Origin of the sequence: Vibrio sp. Isolate22, assembly GCF_022398115.1 — a bacterium.
Classification (GTDB): Bacteria; Pseudomonadota; Gammaproteobacteria; order Enterobacterales; family Vibrionaceae; genus Vibrio.
In genome coordinates this window covers 1-17,279 of the sequence record NZ_JAKEUW010000017.1, presented here as the reverse complement: position 1 = coordinate 17,279, position 17,279 = coordinate 1, and the positions used below count along the sequence as shown (strand labels likewise).

Genomic DNA, 17,279 nt, shown 5'->3' with positions numbered 1-17,279 from the left:
GTTTTTTTGTTTTTGAAGTAGGGGATTAACCTAGTGAATGTGGTACGCGATCACAAAATCAATAAACAATCTAACTTTCTCAGGTAGATGGTCTTTGTGGTTATAAAGCATGTAGATGTCACGCGGGTTAGCGCTCCAGTCTTCCAATACTTGAACTAAGCTGCCATCTTCAATGTATTCGCGAATCATCACGTCTGGCATCAGTGTGATACCTAGACCTTCAGAGCAAGCTTGTCTTACAACATTAAGTGCGTTTGCGTTGAAGCGGCCTTTTTCACTGTTAACTACAGTCTCATCATTCGAGTTACTTAGCTGCCACTTAATCAGTGGGTAGCCTTTAAGCAATGAATGGTTCGCTAGTTCTTCGGCATGGCTCGGTGCAGGGTTCTTCGCTAAGTACTCAGGACTCGCGATAAGAATATCTTTTACTTCACTGATTTTTCGAGCAATGAGGCTTGAGTCACGTTGCGGACCCACTCTGAAAATCACGTCCCACTCTGTAGGGTCGAGTTGATCAGCTTGGTTGTTCATCATCAACTCAATATTGATATCTGGGTATTGAGTCATGAAGTCGCTGAACATTGGCATCATCATGCGCTTAGTCAGGTTAGAAGGCGCCGTAATACGGATCTTACCGGAAGCACCTTTACAAACATCCGTTAGTTCTTCGGCTGTCGAAGAGAGACGTTGCAGCAGTGGAGAGCATTCATTGAAGAAACGTTCGCCAGCCTCGGTTAAGGAGAGTTTACGCGCGTGTCTATTGAGAAGCCTCAGGTTTAGCGAGTCTTCTAGAGCTTGGATGCGTCGTGTGATGGTCGCAACCGGAATCATAGTCTTGCGCGATGTTGCGGTGTAGCTCCCATTTTCAACGACGAGTCGAAAGAGGTTTAAATCATCTAATTTCATAAATCCAGACACATTTGTTTACAATCTCTTCTAATTTATACGTAACATTGATCTCAATGTTTGCGTCATGTCAACTTGTTGCACTATTTACAAGTATTCCAAGCCTTGTCACGAATTACCAGTAAAGAGTGAACATTTGTGTATTTAGCATTTTATTACTAAGTTTTATATTAGTTCTTAGAACAGATAACAATAATAATTCGACTTAGTTTTGTGAGGTTAGAAATTATGTACAAAACTGACAGTCAGCCAGTAATGACCTCGGCACAGGAAGTGATTAACCAGAAATGCGTAATGTTGGTTGATGATGATCCTATTTTTCGCCGTATAACCGGTGCTTACCTTGAGAAGGTTGGTTATAAAGTGGTTGAGGCTGAAAACGGACTGGACGCTTTGCAGAAGCTCAGAGATGCAGCGCCAGATTTAATTGTGTGTGACTTATCAATGCCGATCCTGGACGGCATCGAGCTTGTAGAAGAGCTCAGTTTAGAGTACCCATCACTGCCTATGATTGTGGTGTCTGCGACAGATGATATGTCTGATGTAGCAAAAGCACTGCGATTTGGTATTAAAGACTTTTTAGCGAAGCCATTAGAAGACCACGGTCATCTAAGCAGTGCGATTGCCAACACTTTAACAGATTCGTTCGACAACCTTTCAGATCAACGAGATTTCTCAAGCCAGTGGTTTTGTGTGGATGATGGAGGAGAGATCCCGGAAGACCAAGAATTACATTGGCACCTGAATTACTTGCAGGACAACCCAAGCGCAGCAAGAGATTTGTTGCACGCGTTGTTACCCGACAAAGACACAAGGCAAGGCTCATGGCGTTGTAGCTACCGTTTGTTGCAATCAACGGAGATGATGCCACTTGTATTCGATTATGCGTGGACGATGAATGGGCAGTTTGCTTTCTACCTTGTCGATTCAGCGTCTTCTGAAAACGGCGGCTCTGCGACTACCTTGTTAGTGAGAGCTTTGTTCCATGATTACTTAAGAAACAGAAAAGATTTTAGTGCTGACCTCAAAGATATCGCTGAAATTTTGGAGAAAGGGATTCGCTGTTCGGCGTGTTCAACACCTGTCAACGCGTTGTTTGGTGTTGCTAACCTCGCGGAGGGCACCATCTCAATTTTGCCTGCGGGTTTGGATGGGCGTTGGTCGAATGGTGAAATGAATCAACATATTGCAGCAGGTGAACGCTTAGGCGATAACTGTAAAAAGAACTTTATCACCAGAGACTTACCAATAGAGCAGGGCTGTCAGTTGTCGTTGAGCCTGCTTGGAGCGGCAAGTTTCAGCTTGGATATCCATCAAGGGACCACCGATTAACCCTATATTTCCTCGGTTTTTGTGAATAATTGATTAAGGTATAGTTGCGCAAATGGTGTGGCTATGCCTTTTTTGTTAAATGTCTATTTAGCAAAGCGGGTTTGGTTCGCCACTGGACTTACCTTTACTAACAAAAACAAGAAGCAATCATGGCAGATAATCAAGACTTTAAAGACCCGTTTAATGTATTCTACTTTTTAGGCTTTCTAGCCGCATTTTTAATGATTCCATTACTACCAGCAACACTAACGTTGATCCGTGTATTTAATGGCTACGCAACATTTTAGTTAAGCTGTCGTCGCCAAATGGTGATAGCTAACTCAAGGAGGCCACAATTAGCGTTCGAGTTTTAAGCCTGAATATTGCTGGTGGCCTTTGTATCTTCCTTGCAGTTCTAGGGATTGTATTACCCGTTCTGCCAACCACTCCATTTCTTCTTCTTGCTAGCGCATGTTTCATGCGAAGCAATCCTAAAGTTCACAAATGGATGCATGAGCATAAAACGCTCGGTCCTCTGTTAGAAAACTGGTACCAACACGGCGCTGTCACCAAGCAAGTTAAAACGCGTGGCGTATTCTTTATCTTGTTGAGTTTTGCGTTATCTATCTACTTTGCTCCACTCATTTGGGTCAAGGCTTTCCTAATTTGTGTACTTGTTATTCTTCTCACATGGTTTATACGACTTCCAACCCATGAGTTGGTTGCTGACAGCAAAGAAAATCACTACCATTAAGCCAGTGTGCCTGCTTGTATAGCGGGCGTTTATTATTTCAGCAATTAGAGTTATGACTCTCGTTGCAATGAATACCAATCGTACCTTTCCTTAATTTCAAGCGTTGATGTTTGATTCGTTAACCAGAGTTTGGAAAGCGGCCTAATGAAGTGCATAAGATTATGAACACAGAAAAAATCTCTCTGATCAAAGCAAGCATCAAAAGCATTCCTGATTACCCTAAAGCGGGTATTTTGTTCCGTGACGTAACAAGCTTGATGGAAGACCCAGCAGCTTACAAAGCGACTATCGAGTTGTTAGCGGAAACATACAAGGACATGGGCTTTACTAAGATCGTTGGTACTGAAGCTCGTGGTTTCCTATTCGGTGCGCCTTTAGCATTAGAGCTAGGTGTTGGCTTCATTCCTGTGCGTAAGCCGGGCAAACTGCCTCGTGAAACTGTGGCACAATCTTATGAGCTTGAGTACGGCACAGACACGTTAGAAATTCATACTGATGCTATCGTTGAAGGCGATAAAGTGTTGATGGTTGATGACTTACTAGCAACTGGCGGTACGATTGAAGCGACAACAAAGTTGATTCGTCAGCTTGGTGGTGTGGTAGAGCACGCTGCATTTGTAATTAATCTTCCAGAAATCGGTGGTGACAAGCGCTTAGAAGGCTTAGGTCTAGAAGTGTTTAGCATCTGCGAATTCGACGGCCACTAATCCTTTTCGGAATTATTCATGAGCTATCTTGCGTTAGCGCGAAAATGGCGACCAACCAAATTCAAAGAAGTGGTTGGTCAAGCCCATGTTTTAACAGCATTAGAGAATGCCCTTAGCCAAAATAGGTTGCACCATGCGTACCTATTTAGCGGAACTCGCGGTGTCGGTAAAACGACCATCGGCCGCTTGTTTGCTAAGGGACTTAACTGTGAAACCGGCATTACTTCTACCCCTTGTGGTGAATGTGCAACTTGTAAAGAGATCGATGAAGGTCGCTTTGTTGACCTGCTAGAGATCGATGCGGCATCACGTACTAAGGTAGAAGATACCCGTGAGCTTCTGGACAATGTTCAGTACAAGCCTGCGCGTGGTCGCTTTAAGGTTTACCTTATCGATGAAGTACACATGCTTTCTAGGCACAGTTTCAACGCGCTTCTAAAGACGTTAGAAGAGCCACCTGAGTATGTGAAATTCTTGCTCGCAACGACCGATCCACAAAAACTGCCAGTGACCATCTTATCGCGTTGTTTGCAGTTCCATCTTAAGCCGATCAGCGTTGATAATATTCACGAGCAGCTTGACCATATTCTTGAACAAGAGAAGGTAACGTCTGAGTCTCGTGCCCTTGGAATGATTGCTCATGCCGCCGACGGTAGTATGCGTGATGCCTTGAGCTTAACGGACCAAGCTATCGCATTAGGCAACGGCAATGTCGTGACTGACACGGTTGCGCACATGCTTGGCACATTAGATACCGATCAAGCGATCCATCTACTTGAGGCTGTTAGCAGTAAGCAGCCACAAGAAGCGATGGCTTGTATCCAAAACCTTGCTGAGAATGGCGTAGAGTGGGATGGTTTGCTGAATCAACTTGCTGCGCAACTTCATCGTCTCGCCATGTATCAAGCGTTGCCGTCTACCTTAGACAAAGCGCAGCCTGACGCAGAGAAGCTTGAACTGCTTAGCAAAGCGTTAAGCCCACAAGATATTCAGCTTTATTACCAGATAGTGCTAAAAGGTCGTGAAGACTTACCGTTATCGCCAACCGCACGCGTTGGTATTGAGATGGTGGTTTTACGCATGTTGGCATTTAGGCCTGCAGAGCAAAATGTCGCAACGGCGATCTCTACTCAGTCAACGAGCCCTGTTGCTGCGCCGGTTCAGAGTCAAGCTCAGAGCGTTGCTCAGCCGGTTAGTCAACCAACGCCAACGGCCGTTCCGAGACAGCCGCAGATGCAGCAGGCTCCTCAAGCTATGCAGCAGCAATCTGCACAACAAGCTCCGCAGCAAAGCCCGGCTCAGTATCCGAATTCACAAGGCTACCTTGAGCATTCTGGTCATCAAGGTTATCCAGAACAGGATTACCCGCAAAGCCAGTATGATGCGCCGCCAGCTTATGACGAACGTCCTAGCTACGGTTCAGAGCAGTCGATGAGTCCTATGGCTCAACAAGCACAGCCTCAGCAGCAAGTGAGCTATCAGAATCAAGCTCCGGCTCAGCCACAAAACGTTGCACCGTCTGCTCCAGAAGGGCAGCCTGCTCGTCCGGCATCACCTGTCAGTGGTTTGCGCCACCAATTGCGCTCTCAGCGTAGAGGTAGTGCAGCACAGGATGGCAAAGGTTCAGCGCCAAAAAAGGCTAAAGCGACACCTGCTAAAACTTCAGTTCTTGACCGAGTTGCTCAGCAACACGGTGGTTCTGAGCGGGTGTCGCCAGCTTCTTTACCGACCTCTCCGACAGAAAATGTTACCAATGATAATGAACCTTATCGCTGGAAACCGTCTAAACCTGTTGTAAAAGAGGCGAGCAAAGAGCTTACACCTACTCAGATCAAGCGAGCGTTAGAGCACGTCAAAACGCCAGAAATGGTTGAAAAACTGCTGAATGAGTCGATTGCTCAAGATGAGTGGTCTGCCACGATTCAAAAGTTAGAGACAGCTAAGCTTGTTGAACAGTTAGCGTTGAACTCTGTATTTACTAAAAACGATACATCGATAACGTTAACCTTGAGATCGAGCCAGGCTCACTTGAATACGGACCGAGCGCAGAGTGAACTGTTACAGTCTCTGAATACGGTACTCGGGGAAGAGTGTCATCTAAGTGTTGAAATCGGCGATGGTGGTGAAACACCACTAGAATTACGAGAAAGGCTGTACCAAGGTAAGTTGAAAGACGCGTTTACCAGTTTGGAAAACGATGCCAACGTACAGTTTATCGAAAGACGCTTCGCCGCAGAGCTCGACAGAGATAGTGTTCGTCCTATCTAACGTTAATTTTGATTTAGTGATGGGCGTATCATCTTAGATACGCCGATCGAAGAACTGAACACCGAGGGGTTGAATCACACTGCTTTAACCCCCATTTAAGCGCTTATAGCTTAATAAATTTTAATAAACCAATTAAACCAGAGAGTATTAACATGTTTGGTAAAGGCGGTATGGGCAACATGATGAAGCAAGCCCAGCAAATGCAAGAGCGCATGCAAAAGCTTCAAGAAGAAATCGCAAATATGGAAGTAACAGGTGAATCTGGTGCTGGCCTTGTAAAAGTAACAATCACTGGTAGCCACAGCGTTCGCCGTGTTGATATCGATGAAAGCCTAATGGAAGACGATAAAGAGATGCTTGAAGATCTTATCGCTGCTGCTTTCAACGATGCGGCTCGTCGTGTTGAAGAAACTCAAAAAGAAAAAATGGCTAGCATCACTGGCGGAATGCAACTTCCACCAGGCATGAAGATGCCTTTCTAAGCGACTTATTTCTAAGGGTTCGTTCTTGCCTTACTTGAGCGGACCGTTATTTGAAAATTAGAACGGTTAAATATGCGTACCAGTCATATGCTGGAGCATTTGATGGAGGCCTTACGTTGTCTACCTGGGGTTGGCCCCAAGTCGGCGCAGCGTATGGCCTTTCATTTGTTACAGCGCGATAGAAAAGGCGGCCTTCAGTTGGCTGATGCTCTTAGCCAAGCAATGACTGAAATCGGTCACTGCAATGAGTGCCGTACTTTTACTGAAGAAGATACCTGCCACATTTGTACCAATCCTAAACGTCAGGAAAATGGTCAAATCTGTGTAGTAGAAAGCCCAGCTGATATTGCAGCTATCGAAGCAACTGGCCAATTCTCTGGTCGTTACTTTGTGCTTATGGGGCACCTTTCACCACTCGATGGTATTGGTCCAAGTGACATCGGCCTCGATGTTTTGGACTACCGCCTACGTCGTGGTGATATCTCTGAAGTTATCCTAGCGACTAACCCGACTGTTGAAGGGGAAGCGACAGCACATTACATTGCCGAGCTTTGTAATGCCCATGAAGTGAACGCTAGCCGAATCGCTCATGGTGTTCCCGTTGGTGGTGAGCTAGAGCTTGTGGATGGCACCACGCTTTCGCACTCCTTACTCGGTCGTCATAAGATCTAAAAAAGCCGCTTGGTGAATCATCACTAAGCGGCTTTTTCTTTTATCACTTAAAGCTTCTTTTATCCAAGTCTTCTCTGAGCTTAATCCGATCCTCGAACGGCTTTGTATATCACCGCACCGATCACCGCACCAATAATTGGAGCAACCCAGAATAGCCATAGTTGAGAAACGGCCCAGTCACCAACAAATACCGCTACACCCGTACTTCGAGCTGGGTTCACAGAGGTATTGGTTACAGGAATACTGATAAGGTGAATTAGGGTTAAACAGAGACCAATCGCGATGGGTGCAAATCCCGCGGGTGCTTTAGAGTCGGTCGCGCCCATGATCACGAATAGGAACACCATGGTCATCACAACCTCACAAACCAGTGCTGCGGTTAGTGAGTAACCACCGGGAGAGTGCTCTCCAAAGCCATTTGACGCGAAGCCAGACGAAACAGCATCAAAGCCAGCTTGGCCGGAGGCAATCACAAATAATACGCCGCCGGCAATAATACCGCCGAGTACTTGAGCAATGATGTAAGGGACAACATCTTTGGCATCAAAACGGCCACCAGTCCAAAGGCCGATAGTGACAGCTGGGTTGAGGTGGCAACCGGATATATGCCCAATAGCGAAAGCCATGGTGAGTACGGTTAAACCAAAGGCAAGAGAGACCCCAAGCAGGCCAATACCTACATCGGGAAAAACGGCGGCTAAGACGGCACTACCACAACCACCTAACACCAACCAAAACGTACCAAACATTTCTGCTATATACCTATTCATAACGATCCTTATTAATCTGTACCAGTATCAACAAGATAGTTTAGATTTATCAAAGTTGTGAAATCTTGGGCATATATAAAAAGAAAAATTTTGCTAGGTTATTGCTTCGAGCTCAATAAGGTTATCGAGTGCTTCTTGATCGGTTTTACCACAAACGACAGGGCAAGCCTTAAACTGGTGACACACTTTAGGACGTGAGTCTTGACCAAACAGCTTACAGAGATTCTGTTCGTTTAACTGAATGCAGCGCACACCCGCAGGTTTGCCATTTGGCATTCCAGGAATAGCAGATGTAATACTCGGAGCGATACAGCATGCTCCACAACCTAGGCGACATTCCATCAAATTAAACTCACTAAATAACAGGGGGCGCGATAGTAGCAAAAAACAATCGCAGTGACAGCTATTGATTGGATCAAAGAATGAACAATTATTATCCTTGAACTTTTTATGGGCTAGCGGTATAACACGCACCCCAGTAAAAGAGTAAGAAGTAATCCTATGACGAATCCATTTTGGCAAGAAAAAACACTAGAGCAGATGTCCGAGCAAGAGTGGGAATCTCTGTGCGATGGTTGTGGTAAGTGTTGCCTACATAAGCTTATGGATGAAGATAGCGATGAAGTTTACTACACCAATGTCGCGTGTAGCTGGCTGAATGACAAAACATGTTCTTGTAAGGACTACCCAAACCGTTTCACTTCAGGTGAAGAGTGTTTGAAGCTAACTCGTGACAAGATCGACGAGTTTCATTGGCTGCCAGATACGTGTGCTTATCGTCTTCTATCTGAATCTAAGCCGCTTCCAGAGTGGCACCCATTAATTACAGGCTCTAAGTCTGAGATGCATGCTGCGGGTGAAAGCGTTCGCAACAAAGTCGTGTACGAAATTGATGTCGTGGATTGGGAAGACCACATCCAAAACTTACCTGATAGGCTAAAACCTCATAATTAACTTTCAAAGTTGAGAATGCTGTGTATGCTGGTTGTATACACAGCATGAGGTTTAGTATGTCAGATAGCGATGAAAATCAGAAAAAGATCATACGAAAAGAAGTAGAAATTTCGACTATCTCTAATTTCGTTTACGAGAAACCATTGGTATCTATTGATGAGAATGGCGAACCTCAGGTTACCTACCGTGCTAATGGCAACAAGATCCCCATTAAGAAACTTCCTTTACTCAATATCGCCGGGTATGACAACAAAGACAACCTAATTTGCTACCAGCCATTAGACATGGTCAATGAGTTCTTATTGTCGAAAGCAATCGATGATGGTGTGCTTGAGCTTGGTACAGATGCGCAGGGGCTTGCCCATTACTTCAGTTTTGTCTTGGACAAACAGGCTGAGTGGGATGCTGAATGCGATGTAGAGGACTTTGACCCTCTCTATAATGATCCCCGCCCAGAATGGAATGTCTTTCCTCGTAATAAACAAGAGCGCTTAACCTACCAATATCGAGACGGAATCAAGCACCTCGCTATTGAGGGTGTATTGGCTAAAACAACGGCCAGGCAATACATGAGCAGTGTTGTTAGTTTCTATAAGCATTGTCTTCGCCAGGGCATTCGCTTCAATAACCCTCCCTTCCAGTTTGAGACAGTGAATATCCACTTCGAGGCGTCAGCATCCAGTATGAAAGCTTACCAACGTAAGCAGGTGCACACGACGGATATGCGGATTAAGTTTGCTAAGTCGTCTCGCAGTGGTGGCACAAACCTCAGCAATCTACGCCGTGACCTAAAACCATTCACCAATAATGAATGGAACATCCTACAAACCATATTAATGAAATCCCGCAGGGTGGTTCGTCATGGTGACAATAATAAACTGCACTCACTGCCGATTGAGTTTTGCCTGCATCCAATGATTTGCCGTAATACGGGGTTGCGCCGTGAGGAAGCAGCGAGCCTTCATTTGGGACAGATAGTGAACCCCGAAACCATGATTCAGGACGGCAGAGAGGTGTTTAAAAAGCCTGTGATGGATTTAGGTGTCGGTGATAAGTACCAATCACTCACAAAGACCGCTGAGGGCTTCGCAGAGAAGAATAAAAGCCGCGTTACCATTATCCCCGCCCCATTGATGAAGATACTTTACGATTACTCGCAGTCCGACAGGTATCAAAAGCGCCTTGAGAAATTCAAAGCATGGTGCAAGGAGCAGAAGGAAGAAGGTAATACGCATTTCTTTGAGGGTGACGATGCCATTAACCCCGAACTTAAATACCTGTTTATTACCCAATCCGGTAAACCCATGTTTACGCGGCTACAAGACTTTACTGGGCGTTGGGTGGAAATACGTAACACTGCAAACCTAACCCAAGGTCTTGACCAGCCTATTGTCGGCTCCCTACATAATTTACGCTCAACGTTTGCCGTGAATATCTTCCGCCACCTTTTAAATAAAAAGGATGACTATGGCAACCCGTCAATGACACCTGATGAGGCATTGGATAGGGTATCGGCGTTGCTAGGTCATGAAGATAGGGCGACGACGATAGAATACCTGAAAATTGCACAGGATATGCCCTCTGCCGATGAAATCTACGAAGACGTACTTGATTATATAGGCGCTTTTGATGATTTGGAGGTTGCATTATGATTCAAGGACGGAAACGCACCAAAATTGTGATTAATAAACCGAGTGCATCTATTACTCCACTTCGCTTTGAAGACATGTTTTTAGACTGTGGTTGTGGGGTTAAGTCTTACACTTACCGCTTGCGCTACCGTAACATCCCGACAGTGAAACAAATTAAAGCAGGAAATGGAGTATTGGCTAAGCGAGATGATATCGTTCGGGATATACATCAAAGGCTAACCACCTTACCTGAAAAAAAATCAAACCAAGGATATTTTAGTGGGCTCGTTAGTTACTTCCGATACCTTGATGGCATTAATTATCAAGGTGATCTTTTTAGTAATGAAATTATGGGAGGTTGCATTAAGCACTTCAATAATTTACGTGACAAAGGTGAGCAGGTAGCGAAAGTCGAACAAATTAAAACTAGCTTATCTTTTTTATTGAGGCAGTGGAATCGAGAGTCTGACCTTAAGGCGCTGCCAGAAGTTGCAGCGAAACCTTCTTCAGCGAGTAAAGCGTTTCATGTGGAAACAGAGCTGAAACCATTATCAAAGGTGTTGGTTAAAGGCGCACTGACTTTTCAGGAAGCGATTGAAAATAATCAGATGTTAGATATTCACCCTTTCTTTGATGATAGTTTGTTTAGTGCAAGAGCCAAAAGGAATGGATGGACAGCCCACAAAGTTGGCGTAAATCGAAACGGCTTTAAGCGCTGCATGAAGCCTATGGTTCCAACAATAAACACTAGCCAGCTAAAACTTGAGCGACTTCATAGGCAGGTTTTTTATAATCATGCCTCACGTAATTGGTTTTTTGTATTCTCAATGCTGACAGGCATGAATAAATCGGTGCTCGCGAATGTACGACATAAAGACGTATTGTTTAAAAGTATTGGTAGTGGTCGTTTTGTTTTCGACGGTGAAAAGTTCAGGGCGGGCTATAAGGACTTGGATAATAGCTGCGGTTTTAGTCAGCGAACTAAAGAACTGATTACTCGATGGCTTAAAACATCTAAATTGATGTACCAATCATTGGGTATCTCGCTTTCAAACGAGCTGGTGCTTTGCCCTTTCTTTAGTACCAAAGGTGAGGTTTGGACTTTCAATACTCATGGTACAAATATTAGCTATATCAATTTACAGCTTGAGAAAATAACTGGGTTAAAGGTTACTGCAAGTCGATTCAGAGCAACAAAATCTGATGTACTGATGCGAGTAACTGAAGATATATTCCTTGTGTCACAGGGGCTGAATAATACCGTAAATGTTGTCGCCAAGCGGTACTCTAGTGGTGTTCAGGCAGACCATGATAACAACCTAAACGCCACGTTTGGCGCGATGAGCGCAATTAGCAAGGGCGAGGAGATTGGTAAAGCCATCGGGGATGCAAAGGCGATGCGTAGCGATATTTTATCAGATTATGATTATAAAAATTTGCGTAACCGTGAAAGCAAAGAGCAGCCACTAATGACAACGCCCAGTGGCATTAAGTGCGCAGGAGCAACATCAGAGAAGCTTGTTGCTGAGGCGAGGCGTATGACGCAGTTGGGTATTGATTTTTCAAAAGATACAGGGCGTTGCACGGATTTTGTTGGTTGCTTTGATTGTGACAGCCATAAATTGGTGGCGTCAGAAAATGATATCTGGTTAATGCTGTCATTTTTAGAGCAAATTGAAGACCTCAAAGAGATGGTCGCGAGTAATTCCGCACCAAAGAATGAGTATTTCGTGGTGGAAGGCATATTGAAAAAAGTCCTTCTCAGGCTGAAACAAAAAGCACCAAAAAACTACACTCAAGCAAAACAAAAAGTGGATGACGGAGATTACCATCCGCTTTACCAAGATAGAGCCAGCGCAAGCCAATTCTTTAAGGGTAAGGGGTAATTTTATGTCTGAAAAGATTATACAGCTTCGCCAAGAACTTGCTGAAAATCCCTATGTGACGTTTGACTCTGACGGTGAAGGGCTATCCCGTATTTATGATGACGAATGGGACTTTCACGCTCTGAACCATAACCAAAAAACAATCTCTTTTGGGCATATTGATGAAAAGTATCGCCAAGATATTCAGTCTTATCTTTACTCGCTGATGCAATGGCAAAAGAAAAACTCAAGTTCTGGTTCTCATGCAGTTGTTAGTTCTTTGAAAAATAATAGGAACAAGTTAAACGCTCTCGCAATACGCTGGGGAGATAGTGATTTTGGCTTACTTTCAAGCGAACGAGAATGGAAAAGGTGCACAAAAAAATTAGAAGGGTATGGCGGTAAAAGTATGTGTATACACCTTGCCTCTACGATTAATGCATTGAATAAAGCGGGTCTTGTAAAGCGTTACGTACACAAACGAGAGTGGAACCAGTGGATTCAACCTGATGCTGGTAACGGTCAAGCAATCGCATTTCCAGAGGCTATTCATGTCAGTATTCTAAAAACGGTTGTTCAGTTTGTGGAAATCTATCATCCATATCGCCACCAAATAGCAGGGGCAATGGAGAAGTTTTATACGTATCATGATGAAATGTTCAATGCTGAACTCAAAGCATTAGGTGTGAGCACCCTAAATGATCGGCAAATGAAAACATTCTTCAAAAGGATGTCTAACAGAACAAGGGAATGGCCAGAACGAAAAGCTATTCCTAATTTTTCATTTGATAGAAGGGGAATTTGGTTAGGTAAATTACTTAGGATGTGCTTTATCTGTGTGGGTTTATTTTCCGCAGCCCGAAAGGAAGAGTTGCTTTCCATGAATAAGGATAGCTATGACGATATACTTGCAACTGTCCCCAAAGTCTCTGGATTTTCTACAAAAGGGAATAAGGGAGAAAAGATTTATACAACGTGGAACACTGCGCCTATCGCTAAACTAGCATTGGAATTAGCTTTTGATGCCACGCAAGCCGCGAGGAAGTATTATCAAAAACGACTAAATGACGGTTATCAAAACGGGCAGCTAACAAAAGATCGATATAATGCTAAGTGCCAAGAGCTTGAGAGTGCCTTTATTTCTTCTGATATGTCTTATGACAGTGAAGTGCTACTAAATAAAACATCGCTAAAATACAAGATTGATGGTGCCGGAAAGTGCGACGCATTGAATATGAAAGAGTTCAACATCACTGCGACCGCGGAAGATGTTGAGGAGTTCGACTATTTAAATCCAGAACGTGCAGGAAGCTTAAAAGTTGGAGGCGGTTTACCAAGGCTTACGTCACATGATTTAAGGCGGAGTTTTGTGGTCTTTATGGTGAAGAACCGACTGGGCAACGCACTCACAGTAAAATACCAGCTTAAACACCGCAATATCAATATGTCCAACTGGTATGCGAATTATTCCGAGTTGGCGCGTACCAACCAGCTGTTGATGGATACAAAGTTAATGAGTGAATTTGATGAAGCCATTGAAAGTTCAGCGGTGGAAGCGTGGGATGAGATTTACAATGTATCCGATACCTTAAGTGGTGCAGAAGGTGAACGCATAGCCCAGAATAAAGCAGAGCGGCTAGCGCAGGGTGAAGAAATAGTTATGTCCCGAAGTGAATTGCTCGCTTTGGTAAGGTCTGGTGACAAATCCATAGTATTGCTTCCTACGGGTGGTTATTGCACCAACCGTAATTGTGAGCGCCTCTGCTCCCTGATGGATATTGTTGAAGCCCCCTGTGAGCATAAGGTTATCACTGATAAAGCGGCAAAAAGGCTGTCGAGGGAGCGGGACAACCTCATTGCTTCTTTCAGGGCAATCAATGATATGGGTGATTATGGCAATGAGTTGATTCTGGATGCCAGAAAAAAGAAGATTCAGTCCATTGAGCCAACATTGGTTAAACACAGCATCCCATTTGATAGCTTCAATGATGATATAATGGCGGTATGGTCATGAAAGTAGAGTATAAGGCAACCTGCAAGGCAGAAGGGTTACTGGTCAATGCATTTCAGCGCTTATTAGATGGCAAGCCACTTCATGTTAAGGCGACGGGCAAGCTGACATTGAACCGAATCAATAATGAAGCCCAACTTGGCAATAGCTATGTCCATAAATTTAAGGAGTTCGTGGCCTACTCCAAACCTGTTATTGATGATTACAACCTCAACCGCGATAGGGCGATGACAACAGGCTTAGATATTGAGCTAGATGTCCCTTTGTCTGAGCTTGATGGGCTAAAACACCAGTTAAGAAAAGCCAATGAGTTGAAAGATAAGTACAGAACTCAACGAGACAATGCAGTTAAAGCTAGAAAGCTGTTAGAGGCTGAGAATGCCAGGCTCCGCTTTAGGGTGTTTGACCTACAGCAAGAATTATTAGATGAAAATTCAGTTGTGACGCCAATCAAGTAACACGCTCTCACGCTCAAAGTGTAATGGGGCAAAGGGGCGTAACACGCTTCTGTCGGGTGGACGACACTTGTTACCAAGTGCCGCCTCCCTAAGAACCCAGCGTGCAACTTTCACTGCACTAGGCTCAAGCCTCCACAAAGGCATCAAATGATACCCAGCAACTTATAAAGCAGTCGGAGCAGGTTCGTTCCAAGAGTTACGAGCTAGCCTTTTAGACTTTCTCTTTGCCAAGTATTCTTGGTATTGAGGGTCAAATGGTGTCGCTGCACTTCGGATTTTCACATGCCGCTGCACTTCGGATTTTCACATGCCTTCACTTGTTACCAAGTGCCGCCTCCCTAAGAACCCAGCGTGCAACTTTCACTGCACTAGGCTCAAGCCTCCACAAAGGCATCAAATGATACCCAGCAACTTATAAAGCAGTCGGAGCAGGTTCGTTCCAAGAGTTACGAGCTAGCCTTTTAGACTTTCTCTTTGCCAAGTATTCTTGGTATTGAGGGTCAAATGGTGTCGCTGCACTTCGGATTTTCACATGCCTTTCTATCGGCACTTTGGCTATTTGGAACAGATTGAACTGGCAATCCATATCCATGATCTTCTGCCAACCGTGAAACTGCCACTGGCCTTTTCGGTTGATGAAGTATTTTAGGGCGATCCAAGTTTTAGACTTTGTTGGGTGACGCCTTTTAGCCCAATGCCATAACGTATGGAATAGTTTGTGACCGACATATCCGAATACCTGTTTAGCCACGCAGTGTCGATAATAGTTCGACCATCCCCTAAGTTTTGGATTTATCAGTTTGATAAGGTCATTCACAGGAAGGGTTACGTGCTTTTTGATGAGGTCACGCAGATTACTTAAAAACATCAACGTATTGGATTTACTCGGCTTAATGAGCAGTTTCCCTTTGTACTTCCTATGGTTGAACCCAAGAAAGTCAAAGCCATCGTTGATGTGGGTGATATGCGTTTTCTCTTCGGATAGTGTCAAGCCTCTTTCCGCTAAGAAGTCAGCAATCAACGGTTTGATATCGTTCTCAAGCACTTCCTTTGAAGCGCAAGTGACGACGAAATCGTCAGCATATCCAATAAAGTTGGCTCTTGCTCCCTTTTTGAGAGCGGTAGACTTAATTTGCTGTTCGAGACCTGAGAGCGTCATTAACATCAAGGTTGGGGATATTATCCCACCTTGAGGCGTGCCTTCATCGGTGTCGTAAAATAGCCCTTTGTCTACAAAACCAGACTTTAACCATTGCTCCAACATACGTTTATCAACAGCAACATTGTCCATCAGCCATTGATGCCCGATTTTGTCRAAACAGGCTTTGATGTCCCCTTCAAGAATCCATTGTGATGACCGTTTCTGACTCAAGCAGATAAAACACTGGCCGATTGCGTCAGCGGTGCTTCGCCTTGGTCTAAAACCGTAGCTGTTAGGGTCAGCAATACTTTCTGACACAGGCTCTAATGCTAATAGGTGAAGTGCTTGTTGCGCTCTGTCTATCATGCATGGAATGCCCAGTGGCCTAAGTTTGCCGTTCTTTTTGGGGATGTAGATACGCTTGAGCGGCTGGGCTTTGTATGCCTTTCGACTCAATTGATCAACTGCTTTCATACGGCGTGTATCTGTATTCCAGATAACACTATCTATTCCAGACGTTTTACTGCCTTTATTTTGAGATACTCGCTTAACAGCAAGAAGTTTTGCTGAGCGAGAATGAGTGAGTATCCACTGCAAGGCTTTCGCCTTTCCGTGTCTACCTTCTCTAGTTGCCTTTGCGATACGCATTTGAAGCTTTAACACATGCGACTCTGCGGATTTCCAGTCGATTGACTGCCATTGAACGCTGTTAGGAGAGGCACTAATCTCTTTTAAAATCATCATTTGCATTTCTCCTTGAATAAAGTTCTTCAAATTCTCTCGCAACGAGAGACCAGTCGGAAGTGGGCTCACTTTCGTGACCAGACACAAGTCTGTATCTGCATCGTTACAATGCAGCCTTCGCTTTTTCCAACATCCTCTACCTGCATCACTATCGGCCACAAAGGCTTTCCCAGAGGGAGTGGTACAGGCTTACCGTGTTCCGTATGTTGCGCAATGTCAGTGTAGATGCCCGCTATAGTGCGGAGAGTTCAACGATCACGAAAGAGCATGGGGCAATCTCTTTCCGACTCTCATGCCTTTTGGCCACAGCGTATTAACCACTTCCGCTGATTCATCATATAACGCACCTTATGCGGATTCACTTATGTTCATCATGCTGACTACCTAGCACTCACCCGATTGTGGTTATCAGGAGGATCGTTCTCTCGCGATTTAGATCCCGACTGGTGCATGACTACCAGTCTTCGTTACATTGTCAGACTCGCTACTTTATTCAGAGTCCTAGGTTCATCTGGTGATACAGATGGTTCACACATTAAGCGGTGAACAGCGCTTCATACGACCTCACGTCGCACGCCCCCATACGACCTCACGTCGCACGCCCC

General features: G+C 44.6%; 16 protein-coding genes. 12 read left to right on the top strand and 4 right to left on the bottom strand.

Going from position 1 to position 17,279, the window contains the following annotated elements; genetic code table 11:
* Positions 1-30: 30 nt before the first annotated feature.
* On the bottom strand, positions 31-906 hold the full coding sequence (locus L1D55_RS12000; protein ID WP_004740642.1) for a LysR family transcriptional regulator: 876 nt from the start codon (positions 904-906) through the stop codon (positions 31-33).
* A 228-nt stretch (positions 907-1,134) separates the two neighbouring features.
* Between L1D55_RS12000 and L1D55_RS11995 the strand changes: the two genes are divergently transcribed.
* The 7 genes from L1D55_RS11995 to recR all read left to right on the top strand — a co-directional run bounded on the left by L1D55_RS11995 (position 1,135) and on the right by recR (position 7,100).
* A complete protein-coding gene (locus L1D55_RS11995; RefSeq protein WP_239917570.1) occupies positions 1,135-2,238 on the top strand; it encodes a response regulator in 1,104 nt (367 codons plus the stop codon).
* Between the two features lie 149 nt (positions 2,239-2,387).
* The gene (locus L1D55_RS11990) at positions 2,388-2,525 is read left to right on the top strand and encodes a hypothetical protein (RefSeq protein ID WP_004740644.1); all 138 of its coding nucleotides are present in this window, start codon (positions 2,388-2,390) and stop codon (positions 2,523-2,525) included.
* A 74-nt stretch (positions 2,526-2,599) separates the two neighbouring features.
* Positions 2,600-2,971: a YbaN family protein gene (locus tag L1D55_RS11985; protein ID WP_239917600.1), complete on the top strand. Its 372-nt coding sequence runs from the start codon at positions 2,600-2,602 to the stop codon at positions 2,969-2,971.
* A gap of 161 nt (positions 2,972-3,132) precedes the next feature.
* Positions 3,133-3,678, top strand: coding sequence for an adenine phosphoribosyltransferase (gene apt, locus L1D55_RS11980; RefSeq protein WP_004740646.1), 546 nt, complete (start codon positions 3,133-3,135; stop codon positions 3,676-3,678).
* Between the two features lie 18 nt (positions 3,679-3,696).
* Positions 3,697-5,946 carry a DNA polymerase III subunit gamma/tau gene (dnaX, locus tag L1D55_RS11975; protein WP_239917569.1) on the top strand — a complete coding sequence of 750 codons (2,250 nt, stop codon included), beginning with the start codon at positions 3,697-3,699 and terminating at the stop codon, positions 5,944-5,946.
* A 152-nt stretch (positions 5,947-6,098) separates the two neighbouring features.
* Positions 6,099-6,428: a YbaB/EbfC family nucleoid-associated protein gene (locus L1D55_RS11970; protein WP_004740648.1), complete on the top strand. Its 330-nt coding sequence runs from the start codon at positions 6,099-6,101 to the stop codon at positions 6,426-6,428.
* 72 nt (positions 6,429-6,500) lie between these two features.
* Entirely contained in the window at positions 6,501-7,100 is a 600-nt protein-coding gene (recR, locus tag L1D55_RS11965; RefSeq protein ID WP_239917568.1) for a recombination mediator RecR, read from the top strand.
* Between the two features lie 80 nt (positions 7,101-7,180).
* Here the strand turns inward: recR and aqpZ are convergent, their stop codons facing one another.
* Both aqpZ and L1D55_RS11955 read right to left on the bottom strand, forming a co-directional pair.
* Positions 7,181-7,870, bottom strand: coding sequence for an aquaporin Z (gene aqpZ, locus L1D55_RS11960; RefSeq protein ID WP_239917567.1), 690 nt, complete (start codon positions 7,868-7,870; stop codon positions 7,181-7,183).
* A 93-nt stretch (positions 7,871-7,963) separates the two neighbouring features.
* A complete protein-coding gene (locus tag L1D55_RS11955) occupies positions 7,964-8,212 on the bottom strand; it encodes a YkgJ family cysteine cluster protein (protein WP_105057441.1) in 249 nt (82 codons plus the stop codon).
* A gap of 159 nt (positions 8,213-8,371) precedes the next feature.
* On the opposite strand from L1D55_RS11955, the gene L1D55_RS11950 reads away from it, so the two are divergent.
* Genes L1D55_RS11950 through L1D55_RS11930 form a run of 5 tightly spaced genes read left to right on the top strand, consistent with a single transcriptional unit; the run spans position 8,372 to position 14,789 of the window.
* A complete protein-coding gene (locus tag L1D55_RS11950; protein WP_239917566.1) occupies positions 8,372-8,824 on the top strand; it encodes a YcgN family cysteine cluster protein in 453 nt (150 codons plus the stop codon).
* A gap of 56 nt (positions 8,825-8,880) precedes the next feature.
* Positions 8,881-10,476 carry a site-specific integrase gene (locus tag L1D55_RS11945; RefSeq protein WP_239917565.1) on the top strand — a complete coding sequence of 532 codons (1,596 nt, stop codon included), beginning with the start codon at positions 8,881-8,883 and terminating at the stop codon, positions 10,474-10,476.
* Positions 10,473-12,341, top strand: coding sequence for a hypothetical protein (locus L1D55_RS11940; protein ID WP_239917564.1), 1,869 nt, complete (start codon positions 10,473-10,475; stop codon positions 12,339-12,341). The genes L1D55_RS11945 and L1D55_RS11940 overlap by 4 nt, the downstream gene beginning before the upstream one ends.
* A gap of 4 nt (positions 12,342-12,345) precedes the next feature.
* Positions 12,346-14,334, top strand: coding sequence for a hypothetical protein (locus tag L1D55_RS11935; RefSeq protein WP_239917563.1), 1,989 nt, complete (start codon positions 12,346-12,348; stop codon positions 14,332-14,334).
* Positions 14,331-14,789 (top strand): hypothetical protein, encoded by a 459-nt coding sequence (locus L1D55_RS11930; protein WP_171372240.1) that lies wholly within the window; start codon positions 14,331-14,333, stop codon positions 14,787-14,789. The genes L1D55_RS11935 and L1D55_RS11930 overlap by 4 nt, the downstream gene beginning before the upstream one ends.
* 412 nt (positions 14,790-15,201) lie before the next feature.
* On the opposite strand, the gene ltrA is transcribed toward L1D55_RS11930, so the two are convergent.
* Entirely contained in the window at positions 15,202-16,674 is a 1,473-nt protein-coding gene (gene ltrA / locus L1D55_RS11925; RefSeq protein ID WP_239917562.1) for a group II intron reverse transcriptase/maturase, read from the bottom strand.
* Positions 16,675-17,279: the final 605 nt, after the last annotated feature.

Excerpts from the sequence above, each read along its gene's own strand:
- L1D55_RS12000 (WP_004740642.1), bottom strand. The coding sequence starts at position 906 with ATGAAATTAGATGATTTAAACCTCTTTCGACTCGTCGTTGAAAATGGG.
- L1D55_RS11995 (WP_239917570.1), top strand. The coding sequence starts at position 1,135 with ATGTACAAAACTGACAGTCAGCCAGTAATGACCTCGGCACAGGAAGTG.
- L1D55_RS11990 (WP_004740644.1), top strand. The coding sequence starts at position 2,388 with ATGGCAGATAATCAAGACTTTAAAGACCCGTTTAATGTATTCTACTTT.
- apt (WP_004740646.1), top strand. The coding sequence starts at position 3,133 with ATGAACACAGAAAAAATCTCTCTGATCAAAGCAAGCATCAAAAGCATT.
- dnaX (WP_239917569.1), top strand. The coding sequence starts at position 3,697 with ATGAGCTATCTTGCGTTAGCGCGAAAATGGCGACCAACCAAATTCAAA.
- L1D55_RS11970 (WP_004740648.1), top strand. The coding sequence starts at position 6,099 with ATGTTTGGTAAAGGCGGTATGGGCAACATGATGAAGCAAGCCCAGCAA.
- recR (WP_239917568.1), top strand. The coding sequence starts at position 6,501 with ATGCGTACCAGTCATATGCTGGAGCATTTGATGGAGGCCTTACGTTGT.
- aqpZ (WP_239917567.1), bottom strand. The coding sequence starts at position 7,870 with ATGAATAGGTATATAGCAGAAATGTTTGGTACGTTTTGGTTGGTGTTA.
- L1D55_RS11955 (WP_105057441.1), bottom strand. The coding sequence starts at position 8,212 with ATGGAATGTCGCCTAGGTTGTGGAGCATGCTGTATCGCTCCGAGTATT.
- L1D55_RS11950 (WP_239917566.1), top strand. The coding sequence starts at position 8,372 with ATGACGAATCCATTTTGGCAAGAAAAAACACTAGAGCAGATGTCCGAG.
- L1D55_RS11945 (WP_239917565.1), top strand. The coding sequence starts at position 8,881 with ATGTCAGATAGCGATGAAAATCAGAAAAAGATCATACGAAAAGAAGTA.
- L1D55_RS11940 (WP_239917564.1), top strand. The coding sequence starts at position 10,473 with ATGATTCAAGGACGGAAACGCACCAAAATTGTGATTAATAAACCGAGT.
- L1D55_RS11935 (WP_239917563.1), top strand. The coding sequence starts at position 12,346 with ATGTCTGAAAAGATTATACAGCTTCGCCAAGAACTTGCTGAAAATCCC.
- L1D55_RS11930 (WP_171372240.1), top strand. The coding sequence starts at position 14,331 with ATGAAAGTAGAGTATAAGGCAACCTGCAAGGCAGAAGGGTTACTGGTC.